A 17,964-nucleotide genomic window follows, 5' to 3' on the forward strand; every position below is an offset into this window, starting at 1 on the left:
GTGTGGTGGCGGCGCCATTCCTGGGGGGTGGTGCCGTAGGCGGCCCGGAAGCGGCGGCTGAAGTGGGAGGGGTCGGCGAAGCCGTTGGCGCGCGCGATGGCGGCGATGCTGCGGCCGCGCGCGTCCCGGGCCGCGAGCGCGCCGCGGGCCCGTTCCAGTCGGTTGCGCACGATCCACTGTTCCAGGCTGAACTCCGCCTCCCGGCACAGCCGGTAGAGGTGACGCACGGACACCCCGACCGCGGCCGCGATGCCGTCCGCGTTCAGATCGGAATCGGCCAGGTGGGCCAGCACGTGGTGACGCACGCGGGCCAGCGTGATCTCCGCCGATGCCCCCGGGGCGTCGTCGGGGCCGCGGGCCGCGCTCACCAGTAACGCCCGGAGGAGCTCGACGGTCGCGGTGCCGACGCCCGCGGCGGACTCGTCCCGTTCGAGGGCCGCGGCGTCGCGGGCCAGCGCGGTGAGGTGGTCGGTGACCAGCGGGTGGAGCGGGCTGCGGGCGAGGTTCGGGGCGCCGCGCCGGACGACCTCGCCGGGCAGGCCGAGCGAGGCCAGCGGTACCTGCAGGCCCTGGCCGCATCCGCCCTCGGCGTTGGCGTACTCGAACGCGGAGCTCAGGTCGGTGCAGTACAGCTCGCCGACGGCCAGCTCGCGGCGGACCCCGAACTGCTCCTGGACGGCGCGCCCGTGCCGGCGCTGCGCGAAGGACAGCACCGGGGGAGCGCTGTCCTGGCGCACGTGCCGGGCGGTGCGGATCATGTGCTGGCCGGCGTTGACGGTCGTGCGGATCAGGCCGACCTCGCCGAAGCTCCACGACTCGATCCGGCCCCGGATGTCGTGCTGGGCGTGCACGCTGAACCGGCTGGTGACGGTGAGCGCGACGATGGCGTCCCGGGCGACCTCGGCGCGCCGGTGCGCCGGCAGGTGGTCGAGATCAAGAACCGTCGCCACCGGTGTTCCTCCCGTCCGGCCGGCGCGGCGGACGCGGGCCGTCCCAAGCCCCGCCGGGTGGTCTGATCGTCCGTCGCCTGCTCGTCGCCTGATCGTCCGAGGGCGGCCCGACCAATCGTCCCAAGGGTCGCGGATGTGGCACGGAGAGTCCAGAACCGTGCGCGCAGAGACCAGCACGGCCGACCCGATCCGCCTAGCGTGGACGTGAGGGGACGCCTGCTGACGGCCGGCGCCAGGGATGTTCCTGCGCCCCCGGGGCCGCCGAGAGGAGACATCGTGGCGACCGTGACGACGCTGGACGGCACCGAGATCTACTACAAGGACTGGGGCGAGGGCCGGCCCGTGGTTCTCAGCCACGGCTGGCCGCTGCAGGCGGACAGCTGGGAGGCCCAGATGCTCTTCCTGGCCTCGAACGGCTACCGCGTCGTCGCGCATGACCGCCGCGGCCACGGGCGGTCGTCCCAGCCGTGGAACGGCAACGACATGAACACCTACGCCGACGATCTCGCCGCGCTGATCAGTCATCTGGACCTGCGTGAGGTCACGCTGGTCGGGTTCTCGACGGGCGGCGGCGAGGTGGCCCGGTACGTCGGTCGGCACGGCACGGACCGTGTCGCGCAGATCGTGCTGGTCTCCTCCGTGCCGCCGTTCATGCTGAAGACCGACGACAACCCTGGCGGCGTTCCGGCCGAGGTTTTCGACGGCCTCCGTGCCGCCTCGCTCGCCGACCGTTCACAGGCCTACCGGGATCTCGCCGACGGCCCGTTCTTCGGCGCGAACCGTCCCGGGCAGGAACGCTCCCAGGGCATCCGCGACTCGTTCTGGCTGCAGGGAATGCAGACCGGAGCGCGCAACGCGTTCGAGTGCATCGCCGCGTTCTCGGCCACCGACTTCCGGCCTGATCTCGCCGCGTTCGACGTGCCGACGCTCGTCATCCACGGGGACGACGACCAGGTGGTCCCGATCGAGGTCGGCGGCAGGCGTTCGGCGGAACTGGTCAAGGGCGCCGAGCTGACGGTGTACGAAGGTGCTCCGCACGGCATCACCGAGACGCACAAGGACCGGCTGAACGCCGACCTGCTGGCTTTTCTCGCCACTCACCCCACCTCCGCCCCCGCCTCCGCCTGACCAACAAGGAGACACGATGAGCATCGACAGCGCGGCCGGCCCGGCCGGCTCCGGCAAACCCGACACGATCGTCCTGGTGCACGGCCTGTGGATGACCCCGCGCAGCTGGGAGGGCTGGATCACCCGGTTCGAGGAGAAGGGGTACCGGGTCATCGCGCCCGCCTACCCCGGCTTCGAGGTGGAGGTCGAGGCGCTGCGGGCGGACCCGCAGGTCATCGCCGACCTCACCGTCCCGGCCACCGTCGACCATCTGGCCGCGGTGATCGAGGGCCTCGACGCCCCGCCGATCATCATGGGGCACTCGTTCGGGGGCACCCTCACCCAGCTGCTGCTCGCCCGTGGCCTCGGCGCCGCGGGGGTCGTCGTCGACTCGGCGCCGACCGAGGGGGTGCACGTCACCCCTCTGTCCCAGGTGAAGTCGCTCTTCCCGATCCTGAAGCATCCCGGGAACTTCCACAAGGCGGTCGGGTTCACCCCGGAGGAGTTCCACTACGCCTTCGCGAACACCCTCAGCAGGGAAGAGTCCGACAAGGTCCACGAGCGCTACCACATCCCGGCCCCGGGAAACTGGGTGTGGGTCTACGGCCTTATCGCCAACTTCAAGCCGGGACACCAGGAGACCTGGGTCGACTACGACCGCGACGACCGGGCGCCGCTGTTGTTCATCGGCGGCGGATCGGACCACATCATGCCGGCGTCGGTGAACAAGGCGAACGCGAAGAAGTACCACAACTCCGCCGCGCTGACCGAGTACTTCGAGTTCGAGGGCCGGTCGCACTGGACCTGCGCCGAGCCCGGCTGGGAGGCCGTCGCCGACCACGCGCTGCAGTGGGCCGTCGAGCATGCCGGCCAGCGCCCGTCCAGGACAGCAGCTGGCTGAGGCCCCGCGGCAGCGGGTCTCGTCCGCGGGCCCGCTGTCGCCCTACTGTCGCCCGGTGGCGATCACACTCCGGTGGGTGGCGGCTCGTCGTGGGCGCGGGCGACGTCGGCGGCGATCAGAGCGTCCACCTCCGCGTCCGTGTAGCCCAGGTTCCTCAGGATGCGCCGGGTGTCGGCTCCCTGCGCCCGTGGGGGACGGCGCACCGAGCCGGGAGTGGCGGACAGTTTGATCGGGATGCCGATCCCGCGATAGCCGTCGAGCTCCACGACCATGTTCCGGTGCCGCAGGTGCGGGTCGGCCAGTGCCTGCGCGACGTCGTGCACCGCCGTCGCGGGTACCCCGCGGGCCAGCAGCTCCCGGGCCAGGCCGTGGCGTGCGCGGGGCGCGATCGCCTCACGCAGGATCGCGCGCAGCGCAGCCACGTTCGCGACCCGGGCGGCGTTCGAGGAGAAGCGCGGGTCCCCGGACAGCTCGTCCCGGCCCAGCGCGGTGGCGAGCGCGGCGAACTGCCGGTCGTTGCCGGCGCCGATGAAGATCGGGCCGTCCGCGGCGTCGAAGGTGTCGTACGGAGCGATCGCGGAGTGGGCCGAGCCGGTCCGGATCGGCACCTGTCCGTCCGCCAGGTGCGCCGCCGAGTGGGGATGCAGCAGGGAGGCGGCCGTGTCGACGAGCGTGCAGTCCACGAGCTGGCCCACGCCGGTGCGGGCGCGGGCGTGCAGTGCGAGCAGGATCCCGGCGAACGCGTAGATGCCGGTGACCATGTCGACGATCGGCACGCCGACCCGCAGCGGCGGCCGGTCCGCCTCGCCGTTGATGCTCATCAGACCGCTGTACGCCTGGGCCACGGCGTCGTATCCGGGCATGGCGCCCATCGGCCCGTCGGGGCCGAAACCGGTGGTCCGGCACCGGACGAGCCGGGGATGGCGCGCCCGCAGCGTCGGGTCGTCGAAACCCCAGCGCGCGAGTGTCCCGACCTTGAAGTTCTCCACCAGGACGTCGGCTTCCCCGAGCAGCCGACCGAGCACGTCGTGCCCGGTCGGAGTGCTCAGGTCGAGGCAGATGTTCGTCTTGTTGCGGTTGATCCCGGTGAAGTAGGCGCTGGTGCCGTCGGCGACGAAGGGCGGGCCCCAGGCCCGGGTGTCGTCCCCGGCCGGGGGCTCCACCTTGATCACCTCGGCGCCGTGGTCGGCGAGGAGCTGGGCGCACAGCGGCCCGGCGAGAACCCGGGAGAGGTCGAGGACACGGAGCCCGTCCAGGCTCCCGCCGGGGTCGGTCATCCGTCGTCGTCGCCGTCGTCGATCCGCGCCCGTCGTCTCAGTACGACTTCGGCAGGCCGAGCACGTGCTGGGAGACGTAGTTGAGGACCATCTCCTGGCTGACCGGCGCCAGGCGCATGATCCGCGACTCGCGGAAGTAACGCTCGACGTGGTACTCGCGGGCGTAGCCCATGCCACCGTGGGTCTGGATGGCCTGGTCGGCGGCCTTGAATCCGGCGTCCGCGCACAGCCACTTCGCCATGTTCGCCTCGGGCCCGCAGGGCAGCCCCTGGTCGTAGCGCCAGGCGGCCTTGCGTGCCATCAGCTCGGCGGCGTCCAGCCGGATCTGGGCCTCCGCCAGCGGGAAGGCGATGCCCTGGTTCTGGCCGATCGGCCGGTCGAAGACGATCCGCTCCTTGGCGTAGCGGGTGGCCTTCTCCAGCGAGGCGCGCCCGATGCCCAGCGCCTCGTGGGCGAGCAGGATGCGCTCGGGGTTCAGGCCGTCGAGCAGGTACTTGAAGCCCTTGCCCTCCTCGCCGATGCGCGCGGACTCGGGCACGAAGTAGTTGTCGATGAAAACCTCGTAGGACGAGACCGCGTTGCGCCCCATCTTCGGGATGGCGCGCAGGTCGATGTGCTTCCGGTCGATGTCGATGAGGAACAGCGACATGCCGTCGGTGGGCCGGGCGCTCTCCTCGCGCTTCGTCGTCCGCGCGATGAGGATCATCTTCTGCGAGTCGCCGGCCTTGGTGATCCACACCTTCCGGCCGTTGATCCGGTAGCCGCCGTCCACCTTCTCTGCGAAGGTGGTGATCCGGGTGGTGTCCGTCCCCGCGTTCGGCTCGGTCACGCCGAAGCACACGTGCAGCGAGCCGTCCGCCGCGGACGGCAGGATCTCCTTCTGCAGGGCCGGGCTACCGTGCTTGACGATCGTGTTCAGGCCGAAAATGGTCAGGTGCATGATGCTGCACCCGTTCATGCCGGCACCCGAGGCGGCGATCTCCTCGAGCAGCAGCGACGCCTCGGCGATTCCCAGCCCGCCGCCGCCGAACTCCGTCGGGATGGCGATGCCGAGCCAGCCGCCCTCGGCGAACGCGTTGTAGAAGTCCCACGGGAACTCGCCCTTCTGGTCCTTCTCCGCCCAGTAGTCGTCCGCGAAGCTGCGGGCGAGCTCCCGCGCCCCGGCCCTGAGCTGCTCCTGATCCGGAGTGAGTTCGAAGTGCATCGGCTGACCTTCCACTGGACGAGGTGGGCGGGACGGCAGTCGCCTGCCGCGGGGACGTCGTGACGTGCACGGTTCCGTGCGGGACGGGACCGCGAGCGGGCTCCGACGACGCCGCGCGTCGCGAACGTGGTGACTACGTCGCGCTGCGTCAATGCGGACTGCTGTTAGGTGGCGCTAACACACTGGCACGCGGCCGTGCCTCTGGTCGCGGGCCTGTTCGAATTTTCACGAGCCCGGTGCCGGTGCCGGTGCCCGAGTACCTGACGCCGCCGCCTGCCACGTCTCCTGCCGCGTTCAGCGCAGGACCGTACCGCCGTCGACGTTCACGACCTGCCCGTTGATCCAGGATCCCTCGTCCGAGAGCAGGTAGGCGACCATGCTCGAGACGTCCCGCGCCTCGCCGTGCCGGGTGCTGCGGGTGCGGGCCAGCATCGCGGACAGCATGTCCGGCGGCGCGCCGTCCCGGATCTCGCGGGTGAGGATCAGGCCGGGCGTGATCGCGTTGGCACGGATCCCCTCGGTGCCCCACCGGGAGGCGACATGCCGGGCGAGCGCGTTGATGCCCGCCTTGGTCACCGCGTAGGCGGGCCGTTGCGGCTCGCCGGTGAACGACGCGATGGACGACGTGTAGACGATCGCGCCGCCGCCCCGCTCCAGCAGCCGCGGGATGGCGTGCCGGCTGACGAGCATGTGGCCGCGCAGGTTCACGGCGACCGTGCGGTCCCAGATCGCGAGGTCGATGTCGACGACGTTGCTGTCCTTCTGGACTGCGCCCATGTCACCGGCGTTGACGTGCACGGCGTCCAGGCCGCCGTGGGTGCGCACGGTGAGGGCGACCAGCTCCGCGACGGAGGCGTCGTCGGAGATGTCGAAGCCCGCCGCGACCGCGTCGCCGCCGGCTTCCCGGATGGCCGCCGCCGTCCGTTCCGCGCCGGCGAGGTCCAGGTCGCCGACGACGACCTTGGCGCCCTCCCGGGCCAGCCGCCCGGCCGAGTCGGCCCCGAGCCCGGTGGCCGCGCCCGCCACCAGAATGATCTTTCCTTGTAGTCCGTCCATAACCGCTTCTCCCACAGTTCCGCGGCGGGGCGCCACCGTCCGCCGGCCGGGCGCGGATCCTTACACGATTCGTACAGGACGCTCGCCGGCGGCTGACCTTTGCACGCCACCATGGTCGTCATGGCAGCCGCGGTCACCACCGACAGCCCCACCGGGGTGCGGGCCGAGCTCGCGCTCCTGTACCGGCGGGCCGGCTTCGGGGCCCGTCCCGACGAGCTCGACGCCGCCGAGCGGGCCGGCTACGAGGCGGCGGCCCGGGGCCTGCTCGACGCGCACGACCGCCCCGACCCCGGGGCGGTACCCCCGCCCGCCCTCGACGCCAAGGCCGACCGCCGGCCACCGGCCGCGTCCGACCGGGCCGCCCGCGCGGCGTACGCCCGCGGGCTGCGTGAGCGCACCGAGGCGCTGATCGGCTGGTGGCTCGGCCGGATGGTCTCGACCGCCGACCCGGTCACCGAGAAGCTGACGCTCTTCTGGCACGGCCACTTCGCGACGTCCATCCAGAAGGTGCGCTCGCCGGCGCTGATGCTCGCCCAGAACGAGATCTTCCGGCGGTCCGGCCGCGGGCCGTTCGACGCGCTCACCCTCGCCGTCGCGCGCGACCCGGCGATGCTGATCTGGCTGGACGCCGGCCGCAACGTCAGGGAGCACCCGAACGAGAACTTCGCCCGCGAGCTGATGGAGCTGTTCACCCTCGGCATCGGCAACTACGAGGAGCGCGACGTCCGGGAGGCGGCGCGGGCGTTCACCGGCTGGCGGGCCGGCCGCACCGGCCGCTTCACCGTCGCCGCGGCGCAGCACGACTCGGGCACCAAGACGATCCTCGGCCACACCGGTGATCTCGGCGGTGAGGACGTCGTCAGCCTGCTCGCCCACGACCCGGCCTCGCCGCGCTGGGTGTGCTCCCGGCTGTGGAGCCGGTACGCCGCGCCGGTGGCACCCGCCGACCAGGCGCTCACTCCGCTGCTCACCGCCTACGGGCCGGGGCTCGACACCGGCGCGGCGCTGCGGGCGATGCTCCTCGCGCCCGGCTTCCGGGCCACCGCCGGGCGTCTGGTGGCGCCGCCGATCGACTACGTGGTGGGCGTGCTCCGCGCGCTGCGGATCACCGTCCCGGCGCCCGGGGCGGGCGGTGCCGCCGCGCCGGCGCGCCTGGCCACAGTGCTGCGCGGGCTCGGCCAGGTCCCGTTCGCGCCGCCCAGCGTCGGCGGCTGGCCGGCGGGCGGCGCGTGGCTGACGACCGCGGCGAGCCTGGTCCGGACCCGCTTCGCGGCGGCGGTCGTGGACGCGGCCGACATCTCGGCCGTGGCGGACGTCCCGGCCGCGGAACGGGTGGACGCCGTCGCCCGGCTGCTGTCCGTGCCGGCATGGAGCGCGCGCACCCGCTCCGCGCTGTCCGCCGCGGCCGCCGACCCGCCCCGGCTCGTCACCCTCGCCCTGCTCGCCCCGGAGTACCTCGTCACCTGACGCGCCAGGCCCGTGCGCCCCGTCCGTTACCCGGAACGCCTCCGGGCCCAGGCCGATCCGAGGCCGATCCGAGGCCGATCCGAAGGAAGAGAACGCCATGCCGCTCAGCCGCCGCCGCTTCCTCATCGCCTCCGGCGTCACCGGAGCCGGGGCCCTCGCCGCGGGCGCGGGGGTGCTCAGCTGGGACGCCCTGCACGGCGCCGCCGCCGACCGCCCGCTGGCCGCGGGCACCGGCGTGCTGGTCGTCGTCACCCTCTACGGCGGCAACGACGGCCTGAACACCGTCATCCCCTTCCAGGACCCGGCCTACCGGCAGGCACGCGGCGACCTCGCGCCTGCCGAGCCGGACGTCCACCCGCTGGCCGACGGCCTCGCGCTCGCCCCGGCGCTCCCCGGGCTCGCCGGGCTGTGGAAGGAGGGCCGCCTCGCGGTCGTGCGGGGCGTCGGCTACCCGGAGCCGGATCACAGCCACTTCCGGTCGATGGCCATCTGGCAGACGGCGTCACCGCGGACGGCGTCGACGTCCGGCTGGATCGGGCGCTGGCTCGACGCGCTGGCCGCGAAGGACGGCGCGACGGGCGGCCCGGCAGGCGGTTCGACGGCCGGCCCGACGGGCGGTTCGGCCGGTGGCCAGGCGGGCGGCGCCGATCCGCTGCGGGCGCTGGCGATCGGCCCCACGCTGCCGCCGCTGCTGGTCGGCGACCACACGGTGGGCTCGGCGGTACCCACCGGCGGCTTCGCCGCGCCCAGCGGTCGGCTGGGAGCCGACCTGCACGCGCTCTACCGCCCCGACCCGGCCGACAGCCCGCTGGCCGCCCGGGCCGCCGCATCCGGCGCGGACCTGTTCACCGTCGCCGGTGCGCTCGCCCCGGTGCTCGCCGACGCCCCGGAACGCGACGCCGGCACCCAGGGCCAGCTCGACGGCGGGGACCCCGGGGCAGGCGGTGGCGATGGCGGCGAGCTCGGCGCCCAGCTCGACGTGGTCGCCCGTGCCATAACCGCCGGGGTGCCCACCCGGGTGTACTCGGTGAGCCTGGGCGGCTTCGACACCCATGCCGCCGAGGACGGCACCCACACCCGCCTGCTCGGCCAGCTGGATGCCGCGCTGACCCGCTTCCACCGGTCCATGGCCGCCACGCCCCGCGGGAGCGCGGTGACGACGATGGTCTACTCGGAGTTCGGCCGGCGGGTCGCCGCGAACGCCAGCGGCGGCACCGACCACGGCACCGCCGGTCCCGTCCTGCTCCTGGGCCGGCCGGTGCGCGGCGGCTTCTTCGGCGACCAGCCCCCCCTCACCGATCTCGACGACGGCGACCTGCGGGTCACCACGGACTTCCGCTCGGTGTACGCGACGCTGCTGGAGCGCGTCCTGGGAACGGAGGCGGGCACCGTGCTCGGGTCCGACGAGAGCTTCCCCCGCCTCGCGTTTCTCTGACCGTGTCCCAGGCGTGGCCTGGCCCGCGAGCGGCCCGGCTCCGCGATTCCGCCCCGGCCGGCCGGCCGGCTCCGGTTCCTGTGACCAGCACACTCACTGAGGTGGACACCCACACGCAGATGGACGCGGACGCCCACGCTCCCGAGCTTGTCCTAGTCGTCGAGGACGAGGCGCACATCGCCGAGTTGATCCGCATGTACCTCGTCCGGGAGGGGTTCGCCGTCGAGGTCCGCGCCGACGGTCCGGCCGGCCTGGCGGCAGCGCGTGCCCTCACCCCGGTCGCGGTCATCCTGGACGTCCGCCTGCCCGGCCTGGACGGCCGTGAGCTGCTGCGGGCCCTGCGCGCCGACGGTGACTGGGTGCCGGTGCTGCTGGTGACGGCCCGCGACGACGAGGTCGACCGCGTCGTCGGCCTGGAACTGGGCGCCGACGACTACGTCACGAAGCCGTTCTCGCCCCGCGAGCTGGTCGCGCGGCTGCGCGCCGTCCTGCGGCGCACCAGCGGGCCTGCCGCGCTCGCACGGTCGACCGACGCCGCCGGTGCGCCTGCCGGTCCTGGTGCCGGTGCCGGTCCTGACGCCGGTCCTGGCGGCCCGGTGCTGCGCGCCGGGGCCGTCGTGCTTGACGTCGGGCGGCGGCGGGTGCTCGCCGGCGACCGCGAGGTGACCCTCACGACCACCGAGTTCGACCTGCTCGCGGCCCTGCTGCGCCGTCCCGGCCTGGTCCACACCCGGGACCGCCTGCTCGCCGACGTGTGGGGCTACCAGGCGAGCGCCGGCACCCGGACCGTCGACGTGCACGTGGCCCAGGTCCGGGCGAAACTCGGCCCGGCCAGCCCGATCCGCACCGTCCGCGGCGTCGGGTACACCGCCGATGCCTGACCCCGGGAGCCGCCCGAACCCGCGGAATCGGCGGCCCGCCGGGCTGGCGGTGCGGATCGCCCTGGCGACGACCGCCGTCGCCGCGCTCGCGGTCCTGCTCACCGGCACGATCTTCGCCGGTCTCGTCGGCGGAGCCGCGGACGACGAGGCCCGCCGCGCGCTCGGCCGGCAGGCGGACGTCGTCGTCGCGCTCTACGACCGTCCCAACGCGACCGCCGACCTGCGCGCCGGGGTGACCAGGACGATCGCCGCCCAGCGGGTGACCTTCGTCCGGGTCGCCCCGGACGGCCGTCCGACCGCGCGCCAGGGGCCCGGTGGCGGCAGGGGCCTCGAGCTCCCGGCCGACGTCCTCGCCCGGGTCGCCGCCGGTGCGGAGGTCGGTACGGCCCACACCGTCGGCGGCCGGCGGGTGATCGTCGTCGGCCGGCCGCTCGCCCACGGCGGCGCGATCGCGCTCGTGCAACCGGCGTCCGAGAGTCGTGAGCTCGCCGGCGCCGTCCTGCGGCGGCTCGGGATCGCGCTGGTGTGCGGCCTGGCCGCCGCGACCGTTGCCGGCGCCGTCCTGGCGCGCCGGCTCGCCCGCCCGCTGCGGCGCCTCGCCGACGCCGCCCACCAGCTCGCCGCGGGCCGGCGCGACATCCGGGTCGGCACCGGCGGTCCGCGCGGCCCGGCCGAGGTGGCGGACGTCGGCGCCGCCCTCGACGGCCTCGCCGCGGCTCTCGCCGTCAGCGAGGACCGGCAGCGCAGGTTCCTGCTGTCCGTCTCGCACGAGCTGCGCACCCCGCTGACGGCCGTCCAGGGTTTCGCCGAGGCGCTCGCGGACGGCGTGACCGAGCCGGCCGACACCGCCGGCACCGGTCGGATCATCCTCGGGGAGGCCCGCCGTCTCGACCGGCTCGTCACCGACCTGCTCGACCTCGCCCGGCTCGGCGCGGACGACTTCCGGGTCGACCTCGCGCCCGTGGACCTGGGCGCTCTGGTGGCCGGGGCGGTGGAGGTCTGGCGGCCGCGGTGCACGGCGGCCGGCGTCGAGCTGCGGGTCGAGCTGCCGGACGGGCCGGTGCCGGTGGTCACCGACCCGGTCCGCTTCCGGCAGATCGTCGACGGACTGGCCGAGAACGCGCTGCGGGTGGTCCCGGCCGGCGCGCCGATCGTGATGGCGCTGGGCGGCGGTCCCCAGGGGGCAGTGGTCCCTCAGGGGGTGATGGTCCCCCCGGAGGCGGTGTTCGAGGTGCGGGACGGCGGTCCCGGCCTCACCGCCGACGACCTCGCCGTGGCCTTCGACCGCTCGGCGCTGTTCGAGCGCTACCGGGGCCGCCGGCCCGTCTCGACCGGCGTCGGGCTGGCGCTCGTCGCCGGGCTGGCCCGCCGCCTCGGCGGTGAGCCGTTCGCCGGGCACGCCCCCGAAGGCGGCGCCGTCTTCGGTATCCGGCTGCCGCCCGGCTGACCCTGCGCGGGGAGCTGACCTCGCGCGGGGGAATGGTGGCCCTCTGACCTGGGCGGCTGGTGCTTGATGCACGCAGAATGTCGCCAGGCGCGCGGCGGCGATCCGGGTGATCTCCGGCGCTCCCACCTGAACGGTCATGCTCGCCGATGGCCATCCGCGAACGATCACGAAGGGGCCGACCGTGCCGGAGACGTCCGAGCTGACCGCCCCCGTCGGGCGCCGATGGCGGGTGCCGATGGGGGCCCGCTCCGCCGACGAGAGCCACCGGGCGTCGACCCCGCTGGAGCTGCTGTTCGACCTGACCTTCGTGGTCGCCGTCGCGGCCGCCGCGGTCGAGCTGGCGCACGCCGTCGCCGACGACCACGTCGGGGACGGCCTCGTCAGCTTCCTGATGGTCTTCTTCGCCATCTGGTGGGCGTGGATGAACTTCACCTGGTTCGCCTCCGCCTACGACTGCGACGACGTCCCGTACCGGCTGCTGACGTTGCTGCAGATGGGCGGCGTGCTCGTGCTCGCCGCGGGCGTGCCCGCCGCGTTCGAGGACTCCGACTTCACCGCGGTGACGGCCGGCTACGTCATCATGCGGGCGGCGATGGTGACGCAGTGGCTGCGCGCCGGGCACAGCGACCCGGCGAGTCGGGCGACCGCCTACCGCTACGCCGCCGGCACCGTCGTGATCCAGGCCGGCTGGCTGGCCCGGCTGGCGCTGCCCGAGACCGCGGGGTTCGTCGGCTTCTTCGTGCTCGTCGTGCTGGAGCTGGCCGTCCCGCTGTGGGCCGAGCGGCACACGGGGACCACCTGGCACCCGCATCACATCGCCGAGCGGTACGGCCTGTTCACCATCATCGTGCTCGGTGAGAGCGTGCTCGCGGCGTCCCGCGCGCTCACCCCGGCGGTCGAGGCCGGCGTCACCACCGACGCCGTCCTGCTCGGCGGCGGCGGGCTCGCCGCCCTGTTCGGCTGCTGGTGGCTGTACTTCGCCGCGCCCGCCGGCCGGGGCCTGGCCACCCACCGCGGGATGTCGTTCTACTGGGGCTACGGGCACTACGGGATCTTCGCCGCGCTCGCCGCGCTCGGCGCGGGCCTCGAGGTCACGGCGGAGACACTCGTCCACGACATCCACGCCTCGGACGGCGTCGCCGGTTTCGCCGTCGCGCTGCCCCTGATCGCGTTCCTGTTGCTGCTCTGGGCCCTGCACGCGCCGCTGGAGGCCGCGCCGGTCACCTACCTCGGCGTCGTCGTGGCCGCCTGCGGCGCGCTGGCCGTGATCGCCTGGACGGCCGCCGCCGGCCTCGCCCTGCCCTGGGCCGTCGTCCTCCTGAACCTGCCGATCTGGGCCGCCATCGCCCTCCAGGTCATCGTGGACGACCGCCGCGCCCGGACGTCCACCGTGTCCGGATGACCACCGTGTCCGGATGACCACCGTGTCCGGATGACCACCGTGGACGCCTGACCGCCCGTGGGCGTGGGCCCACGCGCTCAGCGTGCCGGCGGGGCGAACTCGGGCTGGTCGATCAGCCGCAGCCAGCTGCCGTCCGGCTGGCGGCGGACGACCTGTGCCCTGGCGCCGGCCCCGTCCTTCGGGGGCGTCGACGTCAGCGCGATGTCGCCGCTGACCAGGGTCGGCAACGGCTGCTCCGGCTCGAAGCGGGGGCCGCCGGCCAGCACTGTCGCCCACAGCTCCCGGATGGCCTCCCGGCCCACCGTCCGTCCGCCGGGCGGGTAGGCCAGCACCGCGTTCTCCTCGTAGAGCGCGGCGACGCCGGTGGCGTCACCAGAGCTCCCGGAGGATGCCCCGGCCTTCAGGCCGGGAGGAATCCGGTCTCCCGCGGAGCGGGGCAGGGGCAGGCGATCCGCCGCGAGGCGAACCGCCGTCGAAAAGTGCAATGCAACAGATGAATGATCTCGCTGTTGAGAAAGTAGATGTCTTCTTTCGTGATTTCGGCGAGGTGGGTGAGCGGGTCCCCCGAGATAGTGCTGTTCGGATTCTTCGTCGTTGTGCGGTGATGTTAGGGTGTGGCCGTGTCCAGGTTCCGGTTGTATCCCGACGCGGCGCAGGAACAGGCGCTGCTGGTGCACTGTGGGCATGCCCGGTTCGTGTGGAACCTCGCGTGTGAACAGCAGTCGTGGTACCGGCCGTGGCGCGGCCCGGCACCCGGCTATGCGGAGCAGAACCGGCAGTTGACCGAAGCTAGACGCGAGTTCGACTGGCTTGCGGCGGGCAGTGTCATCGTGCAGCAGCAGGCTTTGCGTGACTTCGCGACGGCGATGGCGAACTTCTTCCGTGGTTCGCATCGCAGGCCCACTTTCCGTAGGCGTGGCCATAACGAGGGGTTCCGGATTGTGGCGGTGAGACCAGAAGACGTCCGGCGGGTGAACCGCCGTTGGGCGCGGGTGCGTGTCCCGAAGGCGGGCTGGGTGAGGTTCCGCTGGTCCCGTGCTGCGCCGGGCGCGAAGTCGTATCGGGTGACGCGGGATCGTGCGGGTCGTTGGCATGTGGCGTTCGCCGTGGCCCCGGACCCGATTCCCGCTCCGGGTACGGGCGGGGTTGTCGGGGTGGACCGTGGGGTGGTCGTGTCGGCGGCGCTGTCGACCGGGGAGCTCCTGTCCTGTCCCGGTCTGCGAGCCGGGGAGCAGGCGCGGCTGGTCCGGCTGCAACGCCGATTGTCGAGGGCCAGGCGTGGGTCGCACCGGCGCGGGCGTCTCAAGGTGCAGATCGCACGGCTGCGTGCCCGGGAGGTTGACCGGCGCAAGGACTGGGTCGAGAAGACCAGCACCGACCTCGCCCGCCGGTTCGACGTGATCCGCGTCGAGGACCTGAGGATCGGGCAGATGACCCGCTCGGCCCGGGGCACCGTCGAGGCCCCGGGGAGGAACGTGCGGCAGAAAGCCGGGTTGAACCGGGGCATTCTGGCCAACGGTTGGGGTCTGCTCGTCCGCCGGTTGGAGGAGAAGGCCCTTGGCCGGGTCGAGAAGGTCCCTGCCGCGTACACGAGTCAGCGTTGTTCTGCCTGCGGGCAGGTGGCGCCCGGGAACCGCGAGAGCCAAGCGGTGTTCTGGTGCGTCGTCTGCGGGCACACGGCCAACGCCGACGTGAACGCGGCGATGAATATCGCGGTTGGGAACATCGCGGCCGGACGGGCCGTGACTGCGCGGGGAGGCGCGGCGTTGGCCGTGCCCGCGAACCGCGAACCTCAACACTGCGCACCCCTTCCAGTGGGTGTGTAGGAGTTGGAATCCCCCGCGCTCACGCGGGGGAGGACGTCAACCTGCGTGACCTGTGCCTGCACCCGGTCGTGTGCATGCCGCCCGGCACCGGCCTGCGCACCGTGCTCGACCGGGCCTGCCAGGCCCGCGACCTTCATCCCAGGATCGCGTTGCAGGCCAGCGCGCCGGACGCCATCGCCGACCTCGCCAGCCGCGGCCTGGGCGTGGCCGTCCTCAGCATGTCGATGGCGGCGGCGTACGGTGACCGGCTTATCGCGCTGCCCGTGAACGGCCTGAGTCGCCAGCGCTGCTCACCTTTGTCTGGCGTCCCGGCCAGCCCCGCCGTCCGCGAACTGCTCGCCCACGCCCGCCGGGCCTTCGCCGTCCCCGATCCGGACGGTTCCCCGAACGGCGGTCCAGCCCCGGCACGACGGAACAAGGTCACCCGGCCCGGCGGGCGGTGACGATGTACGCGGTCTCGCTGAACAGGAAGTCGCCGTCGTCCTGGGCCGCCCGGAGCTGGCGGCTCCACTCCGCGAGCTCGTCCAGGCTCACGTGGCCCAAACCGCGGTCCGCGCAGCGGTGGACGGCGTCGTGGATCTCGCCCAGCCGGAGCGGCATGGCCTCCGCGAGCGTCGGCGAGACGGTCGTGTGCGCCTCGACGGACTCGAGCGCCAGCGGGCTGCGCCGCACCAGGCCCGCGAGGCGACGTCCCAGCTGCGGGTCGGTGGCCGCCATGTACTCGTAGGGGACCGGCAGCTCCGCGTAGGTGAGCAGCACCCGGCGGGCCAGGCCGCGGTCCGCGATCGCGACGGCGATCGTCTCGAAGTCGGTGTGGCCGAGTACCGCCCGCCCACCCGGCCGCAGGACGCGGGCGATCTCCTCCAGCAGCGCCGCCGGATCGGTGAGGCACTCGAGCGTGTTGTTGGAGATCACGACGTCGACGCGGGCGTTGGCGAACGGCAGGGCCCCACTCAGATCATGCTGGACGGCGCCTGCCCCGGGCAGCGCGGCGGTGAGGCGGCGCAGCGGCTCGGGGTTCAGGTCGAGCCCGATCAGCCGCGCCGAGGGGGACCGGCGGGTGATCGCGGCGAGGGTGTCGCCGTGGCCGGCGCCCAGGTCGACCAGCGTGTCCGCCGGCCCGGGGTCGGCGAGGTCCGCTATGCGCTCATGCACCGTCCCGGCCGACGTCGGTGAGCCGGTTCAGGAAGGGGAGGAGGGCTGCGAGGTACACGTCCGGATCACCGCTCCACAGGTCGTGGCCGGCGCCGGGGATGGTCGCGATCTCGACCGTGGGCAGCGCCTGGCGCCACTGGTCGGCGACCTGGTCGGTGACCACCGTGCTGCGGCGCCCGCCCCTGATCACCAGGACGGGAAAGCTCAGCCCGGAAAGCCGGTCCCACAGCGGTACGTCCCGGCTCTCGGTGAAGACCGCCCGTGCCGCGTGTTCCGCCATCCGGTCGATCATCGGCACGCCGCGGATCTCCGCCCGCAGCTGCCGCTCGACGACGGCGTCGGGCGGGCGCACGTGCCGTGCCCCGTAGTCGCCGACCACCAGCCCACGCACCTGCTCCGGATGCTCGAGCGCATACCCGAGCGCGTAGGACGACCCGCGGGAGAACGCGACGAGAACCGGCCGTTCCACCTCGAGCGCGCTGATGACCGCGCCCAGGTCGCTGATGTGGTCCTCCCACGCGTACCCGCTGGCCGGCGCGTCGCTGCCACCCCGCCCGCGCAGGTCGACGACGACAGCCCGCCGCTCACCGAGCTGGTCGAGCAGCCAGCCGTACTCGGCCGCGGACTCGCCCATGCCCGGCACCACCACGACCGGCGGCGCGGCGGCGCCGGGCAGCCCGTTGTCGAGCGCGTGTAACCGGACCCCGCCGTTGCTGACGAAGACGGACGCCCCGGCGCCACGAGGCTCGGTCACGGCCGCCGTCACGAGGACCTGCCGCGGTTCTTCATGGACGTCAGCCCGGCGAGGGAGGGAGTCCCGTTGTTCCGCAGCGCGGCGCGGGCGTGGGCGAGGTGGTGCATGTCGAACACCGAGTCGACGGCGGTGCTGAAACCCTGGACGTCCAGGGTGTGGTTGACGGCGCGCTTGGCCATGCGCAGCGCGAACGGGTCCTGGCGGGCGATGCGGCGGGCAAGCTCCAGGGTGGCCGGGTACAGGTCGTCGAGCGGGACGACCCTGTTGACCATGCCGAGCCCGAGCGCCTCGGCGGCCGTGACGGGACCGCCGGTGAACAGCAGTTCCTTGGCCTTGCGAGCCCCGAGCTCCCAGGTGTGACCGTGGTACTCCACGCCGCCGATGCCCATGTGCAGGACGGGGTCGGAGAACTCGGCGTTGTCGGCGGCGACGATGAGATCGCAGGGCCAGCAGAGCATGAGCCCACCGGCGATGCACTTGCCCTGGACGGCGGCGATCGACGGCTTCGGAATGTCGCGCCAGGTCTTCGCATAGTGCAGGTAGTGCCGGGTCTCCCAGTCGTAGCCGCTGTCGGGCGTCCAGGCCGGACGCGGGACGTCGCTCTCGGTGCCGGACATGTCGTGGCCGGCCGAGAAGTGCTTCCCGGTCGATCTCAGGATGATGACCCGGACCTCGGCATCGGCGTCGGCGGCCTGCCAGGCTTCGTCGAGCTCGCGCAGGACCTTGGGGTTCTGCGCGTTGGCGGCCTGCGGCCGGTTAAGGGTGATGACGGCGATGTGCTCGTCAACAACCTCGTAGTCGACGTGCTCGGCCTCGTAGCCGACCTGCTCTGGCCGCGTCGCGCTGCCGGTCGGGTTTGTGGTCGGGCTGTCGCTCGCGTTGCTGGTCGGGCTCAGGGTCGGGCTGTCGGTCGCGTTGTCGGGATGCATCGGGTCTCCTTCGCCGGTGCTGGGCGGACGGGAGCGGGACCGCGGTCGACGGGAGCCCGGGGGAAGCTGTCCGACATCGACGTCGACATCAATATTCATCCACGGGAGTCGGAAAAGGTCAACGCTCACCCTTAGCCTCGCCCCCACCCCATGCTTCCCGCCACCCCTGCGCC

17 protein-coding genes are annotated in these 17,964 nt (G+C 73.3%); 9 read left to right on the top strand and 8 right to left on the bottom strand.

Going from position 1 to position 17,964, the window contains the following annotated elements; all coding sequences use genetic code 11:
• On the bottom strand, window positions 1-950 hold a 950-nt coding region (locus FMEAI12_RS11435), incomplete at its 3' end, for a helix-turn-helix domain-containing protein (RefSeq protein ID WP_112106000.1).
• A gap of 276 nt (window positions 951-1,226) precedes the next feature.
• On the opposite strand from FMEAI12_RS11435, the gene FMEAI12_RS11440 reads away from it, so the two are divergent.
• Window positions 1,227-2,078, top strand: a complete 852-nt coding sequence (locus FMEAI12_RS11440) for an alpha/beta fold hydrolase (protein WP_071060143.1) — start codon at window positions 1,227-1,229, stop codon at window positions 2,076-2,078.
• A 16-nt stretch (window positions 2,079-2,094) separates the two neighbouring features.
• Window positions 2,095-2,958: an alpha/beta hydrolase gene (locus tag FMEAI12_RS11445; RefSeq protein ID WP_020459218.1), complete on the top strand. Its 864-nt coding sequence runs from the start codon at window positions 2,095-2,097 to the stop codon at window positions 2,956-2,958.
• Window positions 2,959-3,020: 62 nt separating this feature from the next.
• Here the strand turns inward: FMEAI12_RS11445 and FMEAI12_RS11450 are convergent, their stop codons facing one another.
• The 3 genes from FMEAI12_RS11450 to FMEAI12_RS11460 all read right to left on the bottom strand — a co-directional run bounded on the left by FMEAI12_RS11450 (window position 3,021) and on the right by FMEAI12_RS11460 (window position 6,495).
• Window positions 3,021-4,235, bottom strand: coding sequence for a CaiB/BaiF CoA-transferase family protein (locus FMEAI12_RS11450; protein ID WP_112106001.1), 1,215 nt, complete (start codon window positions 4,233-4,235; stop codon window positions 3,021-3,023).
• 37 nt (window positions 4,236-4,272) lie between these two features.
• Complete coding sequence (locus FMEAI12_RS11455; protein WP_071060145.1) at window positions 4,273-5,439, bottom strand: acyl-CoA dehydrogenase family protein; 1,167 nt, start codon at window positions 5,437-5,439, stop codon at window positions 4,273-4,275.
• Between the two features lie 294 nt (window positions 5,440-5,733).
• Entirely contained in the window at window positions 5,734-6,495 is a 762-nt protein-coding gene (locus tag FMEAI12_RS11460; protein WP_112106002.1) for an SDR family NAD(P)-dependent oxidoreductase, read from the bottom strand.
• A gap of 120 nt (window positions 6,496-6,615) precedes the next feature.
• On the opposite strand from FMEAI12_RS11460, the gene FMEAI12_RS11465 reads away from it, so the two are divergent.
• The 5 genes from FMEAI12_RS11465 (at window position 6,616) to FMEAI12_RS11485 (ending at window position 13,127) form a co-directional block, all read left to right on the top strand.
• Entirely contained in the window at window positions 6,616-7,962 is a 1,347-nt protein-coding gene (locus FMEAI12_RS11465; RefSeq protein WP_235013903.1) for a DUF1800 domain-containing protein, read from the top strand.
• A 97-nt stretch (window positions 7,963-8,059) separates the two neighbouring features.
• A complete protein-coding gene (locus FMEAI12_RS11470) occupies window positions 8,060-9,397 on the top strand; it encodes a DUF1501 domain-containing protein (RefSeq protein ID WP_112106004.1) in 1,338 nt (445 codons plus the stop codon).
• A 119-nt stretch (window positions 9,398-9,516) separates the two neighbouring features.
• Window positions 9,517-10,278 (top strand): response regulator transcription factor, encoded by a 762-nt coding sequence (locus FMEAI12_RS11475; protein WP_071060276.1) that lies wholly within the window; start codon window positions 9,517-9,519, stop codon window positions 10,276-10,278.
• A complete protein-coding gene (locus FMEAI12_RS11480) occupies window positions 10,271-11,725 on the top strand; it encodes a cell wall metabolism sensor histidine kinase WalK (protein ID WP_112106005.1) in 1,455 nt (484 codons plus the stop codon). The genes FMEAI12_RS11475 and FMEAI12_RS11480 overlap by 8 nt, the downstream gene beginning before the upstream one ends.
• A gap of 181 nt (window positions 11,726-11,906) precedes the next feature.
• Window positions 11,907-13,127 (top strand): low temperature requirement protein A, encoded by a 1,221-nt coding sequence (locus FMEAI12_RS11485; RefSeq protein ID WP_112106009.1) that lies wholly within the window; start codon window positions 11,907-11,909, stop codon window positions 13,125-13,127.
• Window positions 13,128-13,204: 77 nt separating this feature from the next.
• Here the strand turns inward: FMEAI12_RS11485 and FMEAI12_RS11490 are convergent, their stop codons facing one another.
• A complete protein-coding gene (locus tag FMEAI12_RS11490; RefSeq protein ID WP_200835255.1) occupies window positions 13,205-13,567 on the bottom strand; it encodes a nuclear transport factor 2 family protein in 363 nt (120 codons plus the stop codon).
• A 180-nt stretch (window positions 13,568-13,747) separates the two neighbouring features.
• Between FMEAI12_RS11490 and FMEAI12_RS11495 the strand changes: the two genes are divergently transcribed.
• A complete protein-coding gene (locus FMEAI12_RS11495) occupies window positions 13,748-14,953 on the top strand; it encodes an RNA-guided endonuclease TnpB family protein (RefSeq protein WP_112106011.1) in 1,206 nt (401 codons plus the stop codon).
• Between the two features lie 56 nt (window positions 14,954-15,009).
• Window positions 15,010-15,396: a LysR substrate-binding domain-containing protein gene (locus FMEAI12_RS11500; protein ID WP_368672066.1), complete on the top strand. Its 387-nt coding sequence runs from the start codon at window positions 15,010-15,012 to the stop codon at window positions 15,394-15,396.
• Here the strand turns inward: FMEAI12_RS11500 and FMEAI12_RS11505 are convergent.
• From FMEAI12_RS11505 to FMEAI12_RS11515, 3 genes are read right to left on the bottom strand one after another with little or no spacing between them, the layout of a single operon-like run.
• Window positions 15,374-16,108: a methyltransferase domain-containing protein gene (locus FMEAI12_RS11505; protein WP_112106006.1), complete on the bottom strand. Its 735-nt coding sequence runs from the start codon at window positions 16,106-16,108 to the stop codon at window positions 15,374-15,376. The two genes, FMEAI12_RS11500 and FMEAI12_RS11505, sit on opposite strands and share 23 nt — an antisense overlap.
• The gene (locus tag FMEAI12_RS11510; protein WP_235013905.1) at window positions 16,101-16,862 is read right to left on the bottom strand and encodes an alpha/beta fold hydrolase; all 762 of its coding nucleotides are present in this window, start codon (window positions 16,860-16,862) and stop codon (window positions 16,101-16,103) included. The genes FMEAI12_RS11505 and FMEAI12_RS11510 overlap by 8 nt, the downstream gene beginning before the upstream one ends.
• 8 nt (window positions 16,863-16,870) lie before the next feature.
• The gene (locus FMEAI12_RS11515; RefSeq protein ID WP_112106008.1) at window positions 16,871-17,791 is read right to left on the bottom strand and encodes an enoyl-CoA hydratase; all 921 of its coding nucleotides are present in this window, start codon (window positions 17,789-17,791) and stop codon (window positions 16,871-16,873) included.
• Window positions 17,792-17,964: the final 173 nt, after the last annotated feature.

It is taken from the genome of Parafrankia sp. Ea1.12 (assembly GCF_900465275.1).
Classification (GTDB): Bacteria; Actinomycetota; Actinomycetes; order Frankiales; family Frankiaceae; genus Parafrankia; species Parafrankia soli.

Excerpts from the sequence above, each read along its gene's own strand:
- FMEAI12_RS11445 (WP_020459218.1), top strand. The coding sequence starts at position 2,095 with ATGAGCATCGACAGCGCGGCCGGCCCGGCCGGCTCCGGCAAACCCGAC.
- FMEAI12_RS11450 (WP_112106001.1), bottom strand. The coding sequence starts at position 4,235 with ATGACCGACCCCGGCGGGAGCCTGGACGGGCTCCGTGTCCTCGACCTC.
- FMEAI12_RS11455 (WP_071060145.1), bottom strand. The coding sequence starts at position 5,439 with ATGCACTTCGAACTCACTCCGGATCAGGAGCAGCTCAGGGCCGGGGCG.
- FMEAI12_RS11460 (WP_112106002.1), bottom strand. The coding sequence starts at position 6,495 with ATGGACGGACTACAAGGAAAGATCATTCTGGTGGCGGGCGCGGCCACC.
- FMEAI12_RS11465 (WP_235013903.1), top strand. The coding sequence starts at position 6,616 with ATGGCAGCCGCGGTCACCACCGACAGCCCCACCGGGGTGCGGGCCGAG.
- FMEAI12_RS11470 (WP_112106004.1), top strand. The coding sequence starts at position 8,060 with ATGCCGCTCAGCCGCCGCCGCTTCCTCATCGCCTCCGGCGTCACCGGA.
- FMEAI12_RS11475 (WP_071060276.1), top strand. The coding sequence starts at position 9,517 with ATGGACGCGGACGCCCACGCTCCCGAGCTTGTCCTAGTCGTCGAGGAC.
- FMEAI12_RS11480 (WP_112106005.1), top strand. The coding sequence starts at position 10,271 with ATGCCTGACCCCGGGAGCCGCCCGAACCCGCGGAATCGGCGGCCCGCC.
- FMEAI12_RS11515 (WP_112106008.1), bottom strand. The coding sequence starts at position 17,791 with ATGCATCCCGACAACGCGACCGACAGCCCGACCCTGAGCCCGACCAGC.